At 57.8% G+C, this 4,665-nt stretch carries 6 protein-coding genes; 5 read left to right on the top strand and 1 reads right to left on the bottom strand.

Features of this window, described 5'->3' with window-relative positions:
- Positions 1-53: 53 nt before the first annotated feature.
- The gene (locus tag BDE01S_RS08540) at positions 54-1,466 is read right to left on the bottom strand and encodes a FimV/HubP family polar landmark protein (RefSeq protein ID WP_147283861.1); all 1,413 of its coding nucleotides are present in this window, start codon (positions 1,464-1,466) and stop codon (positions 54-56) included.
- A 322-nt stretch (positions 1,467-1,788) separates the two neighbouring features.
- On the opposite strand from BDE01S_RS08540, the gene BDE01S_RS08535 reads away from it, so the two are divergent.
- Genes BDE01S_RS08535 through BDE01S_RS11790 form a run of 5 tightly spaced genes read left to right on the top strand, consistent with a single transcriptional unit; the run spans position 1,789 to position 4,578 of the window.
- Entirely contained in the window at positions 1,789-2,322 is a 534-nt protein-coding gene (locus BDE01S_RS08535; RefSeq protein ID WP_066080198.1) for a septation protein A, read from the top strand.
- A 3-nt stretch (positions 2,323-2,325) separates the two neighbouring features.
- Entirely contained in the window at positions 2,326-2,616 is a 291-nt protein-coding gene (locus BDE01S_RS08530) for a YciI family protein (protein WP_066080192.1), read from the top strand.
- Complete coding sequence (locus BDE01S_RS08525) at positions 2,616-2,885, top strand: BolA family protein (protein WP_066080189.1); 270 nt, start codon at positions 2,616-2,618, stop codon at positions 2,883-2,885. Before BDE01S_RS08530 ends, BDE01S_RS08525 begins: the two co-directional genes overlap by 1 nt.
- Positions 2,886-2,926: 41 nt before the next feature.
- A complete protein-coding gene (locus tag BDE01S_RS08520) occupies positions 2,927-3,799 on the top strand; it encodes a peptidylprolyl isomerase (RefSeq protein ID WP_066080186.1) in 873 nt (290 codons plus the stop codon).
- Between the two features lie 20 nt (positions 3,800-3,819).
- The gene (locus BDE01S_RS11790; RefSeq protein ID WP_066080184.1) at positions 3,820-4,578 is read left to right on the top strand and encodes a peptidylprolyl isomerase; all 759 of its coding nucleotides are present in this window, start codon (positions 3,820-3,822) and stop codon (positions 4,576-4,578) included.
- Positions 4,579-4,665: the final 87 nt, after the last annotated feature.

The following is a 4,665-nucleotide window of genomic DNA, read 5'->3' as shown; positions in this document are numbered from 1 at the left end:
TCATCGAAGGCCATCAGAATGAGACAAGGCAGCAAGCCATATCATTTTGATTTTTAATGTCTATCACCATCGCCGCTCAGGCGCGCTTGGATATCCTCTGGCACGCTGCCGCCGTATTCTTCCTGCAACAGCGCCACGATGCGGCGGGCAGGCTCTAAATCGCCTTTTTCCAGATACATGCGTGCCAAATCGTATTCCGCTTCCAACAGGGCGGCGGCATCGCGCTGCCCTGCTTCATCTGCATCATCGTCGGTATCGGCTGCCGCTTCCTGAGCTTCGGGTGCTTGCGGCGGGGCAATCCATTCGACGGCATCGCTGTACATAACGGCTTCGTCTGTTGGCGCGGTAAAAGGCAGCGGCTCGTCTGCTTCCTGCTCTACTTCGGCAGGCGCGGCGGCTGTATGTGGCAGATTTTCAGACGGCTGCGGTGCGTCGGGATAGGGAAAATCCAAGGGGCTGTGGGCGGGTTCTGCCGCTTGATAGGCGCTGCCGCCGTCAAACGCGCTGCGGCGTCCGTCAAACTCCGGGGTTTGGGGCGGCGCGGCGGCAGGGCTGCCGGGCAGGATGCCGCCCAAGCCGTCATCAAAACCTGCTTCGGCATCTTGTTCAACCGTATCCGCATCGCTGCCGCCTCGGCGCAGGCGTTTGCCCAGCATCATCACTGCAGCCAGCAGCAGGCAGCCCAGCAATACCCAATGCCAGATGCCTTTTTCCCGGGCAGGCGGTTCAGACGGTACGACGGCGGCTGAAGCATTATCAGGCGCGGCATCCGATGCCGGCTCTTGCCCGGCTGCGGATGCTGCTTCGGAAGCGTGCCATGCTTGCGGCGGGGCTTCGTGTTCCGTGGTTTCTTGCGGCGGAACAACGCTATGCGGCTCGGTGATTGCGCTTTTTTCAGACGGCTCTACTGCCGGGGGCAATGCGGCGGGCGGCGGCGCGGTATGGGACGCTGCGGGTGTGATGTGCACCGGCGCGCTGCGCGGCGGCGGGGTTTCCGCAACGCGCGGCGGCTCGCTTACGCGGTCGGCAGTGGGCGCGGCAGGTGCGGCCGTCGGCACACGCGCTTCTTCGGGCTGCTCGGGCGCTTCGGCCTGTTGGCGGCGGCCTTGTCGGGCCTGGCTGACGTATTCTTTGGGGTCAAGTATGGCGGTGTATTCGCGCGACTGGCTGCCGATGGTCACTCTGAACACCATAACCGGCTCGCTGACGGCTTTGCGCGTATAAAGGCGCACGACCACATCATCGCCCGAGCGGCGCATCTTGGCTTTCAGGCTGCTATCGGATACAGCCAGGCCGTCGCCGTCGCGCAGAGCTTCCGCTTCTTCCCCCTTAACCGTAATACTGCCGGAAAAAGGCTCGCCCAGCCCGGATTGAACGGTCAGGCCGCCCAACCCCGCCCAAGATGCCGCCGCCGCGAACAAGGCGGCTGAGGCGGCCATCAGCTGAATCGGTTTGCTTGTTTTCAATGTCTGCCCTTACGGAGAAAGCCTGCGCGCCATGCGGCGGCTTAGGGATAAAGCCACATCATATCGCTTAAATGCCCGCACTGCCAAGCCGCCTGCTAAATTAAGTTAAATTCCGCCCAAAATCCGGCTGAATATACTGCATTTTCCTGCCGTTCTTTTACTTTTTATTGCAGCGGCGCCGCGCGGGGCGGGCAAATGCCGTCTGAATTTACATTTTTTAAACCCGCCATACAGTCGGACGCTGCGCCCGTGCGCCAAACAGGTGCAAAAACAAACGCCAGGCTGTATGATGGCGGTTTGCTTGTTCTTTATTGGCACACGTATGAAAGCTCTGAGTGATTTATTGGCCGTGATACTGTTTTTCGCCACTTATATGCTGACGAAAGACATGATTCTGGCAACGGCCGTGGCGCTGGTTATCGGCGTGGTGCAGGCCGCCGCCGCGTATTGGAAGCATAAAAAGCTCGACACCATGCAGTGGGTGGGGCTGATTCTGATTGTGGTCATGGGCGGCGCAACCATTCTGCTGAAAGACGACCGCTTCATTATGTGGAAGCCGACCGCGCTGTTTTGGGTGGGCGCGCTGCTTTTGCTCGGCAGCCATCTGGCCGGCAAAAACGGCCTGAAAGCCGCCATGGGCAAAGAGCTCAAACTTTCAGACGGCGTGTGGCGCAAGCTGACTTATGCTTGGGTGGGCTTCTTGATTTTTATGGGGCTTGCCAATATTTTCGTCTTTCAGAATTTCAGCAAAGACCAATGGGTGAGCTATAAATTATTCGGCTCGACCGGTTTGATGATTGTTTTTGTAATCGGACAAGGCCTGTACTTGAGCCGACATTTACCCCAGGAGGAATAACCGATGGAATACTTTATGCTGCTGGCTACCGATGCCGAAGACGTACATGAGGCACGCATGGCCGCCCGCCCCGCCCACCTGGCGCGTTTGGAAGCCCTGAAAGCCGAAGGCCGCCTGATTACCGCCGGCCCCAACCCCCTGCCGGACAACCCCGAGCGCGTATCGGGCAGCCTGATTGTGGCGCAGTTTGAATCGCTCGACGCGGCGCAGGAATGGGCGGAGCAAGATCCTTACGTCGATGCCGGCGTCTATGCCGAAGTATTGATTAAACCTTTCAAAGCGGTATTCAAATAATGGATATGCGCCAAGCCATCGAAAGCCGTCTGAAAAGTCTGGATGTGCAGGTATTCGAGTTTCAGGACGACAGCCATTTGCACGTCGGCCACGCCGGCAATACGGGCGGCGGCCACTACACCGTGCAGATTGTCAGCCCGCGTTTTCAGGATACCGGCCGCCTCGAGCGCCAGCGCATGGTGAAAAACCTGCTGCAGGACCTGTTTTCAGACGGCCTGATTCATGCCTTGAGCATCAAGGCGCAAACGCCCGACGAATATTTCCGCTAACCCCTGTCTTTTAATATTTTTATTTTTAACAAGAGAACATTATGAAAAAAATCCATTTCGCATCCGCACTGATGATGGCCGCCGTATCCGGCAGCCTGTTTGCCCAAACCCTCGTAACCGTCAACGGCCAAGCCATCGACAGCAGCGTGATTGACAACCAAGTCAAAAACATCCGCGCGGCCAACAGCCAAATCCAAGACTCGCCCGCCCTGCGCCAAGAGCTGACCAACAACCAAATCGTCGCCACCGTTATCAGCCAGGAAGCCAAACGCCTGAAGCTGGATCAAAGTGCGGAATACAAACAAGCCGTTGAGCAGGCCCGCGCAGCGGCCAAGCAGAGCGGCGAAGACAAAAAAGCCGGCTTCAAAGCCGACTGGGCCGCATTTGAAACCAACCTGCTCGGCCAAGCCTACCTGATGCACACCGTACGCCAAAATCCGGTGCAGGAAGCCGACGTAAAAGCCGCTTACGACCAATTCAGTAAACGCTACAAAGGCACTCAGGAAGTCCAACTGGGCGAAATCCTGACCCGCAGCAGCGCCGATGCCGAAAAAGCCATTGCCGATTTGAAAGCCAAAAAAAGCTTCTCCAGCGTGTTGCAGCAATACAGCATGGACGAGCGCGCCAAGCAGACCGGCGGCATTTCCGCCAACTACATCCCGCTGAAAGACCTGGAGCAAAATATGCCCCAAGTATACGCAGCCGTGAAAGACCTGAAAAAAGGCGGCTACACCGCCAAGCCGCTGTTTGACGGCAATGTATACGGCGTGTTCTACATCAACGACCGCCGCAGCATCAAAGTGCCGACTTACGACCAAACGAAAAACAACATCGCCGGCGACCTGCAAGAAGCCCGCGTAGATGCCGCCATCCGTTCCCTGATGCAAAAAGCCGACATCAAGCCGGCCAAATAAGCCATACGGAGTAGCCGAACATGAAACACGCCCACCTTGCCGCCGCCCTGTCTGCGGCGGCACTGGCCGGGCTTGCCTTGGCCAAAGCGCCCGAAATCGACCCTGCCCGCGTGGACAGCATGGTCGCGCAAGTGCTTCAGCAAGCCGACCAAAACCCCGACCAAACCCATAAAGCAGACGGCAAAGCCATACGGCAAAACGCCCTGACCCGCCTGCAAACCTTAGAAATTCTCAAAAACGAAGCCCTCAAACTCGGCCTCGACAAAGATCCGGAAATCCGCAGCCGCTTCCAAAACATGGAAGCCCAGTTTTACGCCGGACAATATTCCGACTACCTGATGCGCCATACCGAAGCCGACGACAGCGAGCTGCGCCGCTTTTACGACCAGCAGACACGCATGATCAAGCTGCAGCAGGTCAACTTCGCCACCGCCGAAGAAGCCCGCGCCGCGCAGCAGCTGCTGCTCAAAGGTCTTTCATTCGAGCAGCTGATGAAGCGCTACCCCAATGCCGACCAAACCTTCGACCAATTCATCCTGCCACAGCAGCTTCCCGCACCCTTAGCCGCCGCCGTCGAGCCGCTCAACCGCGGCGACGTGACCCGCGAGCCGGTACGGATAAACAACCGCTATTATCTGTTCAAACTCAGCAAAGTCGAGCGCAATCCCAAAGCCCGCCCGTTCGAGCTGGTACGCAACCAAATCGCCCGACAGGTCAAGCAGCAGAAAGTCAACCGGCAAATCAACCGGATTTTGCAGGAAAACGGCATCAAGCCGTAAGCACCCGCAACCGAAGCCGTCTGAAAACGCCCGTGCAGATAACCGGCACGCGCCGATATTCAGACGGCTTTTATATAGTCGGAGAAA

It is taken from the genome of Bergeriella denitrificans NBRC 102155 (genome assembly GCF_001592185.1).
Taxonomy (GTDB): Bacteria; Pseudomonadota; Gammaproteobacteria; order Burkholderiales; family Neisseriaceae; genus Neisseria; species Neisseria denitrificans.
This window is presented reverse-complemented; position numbering and strand designations above follow the sequence as displayed.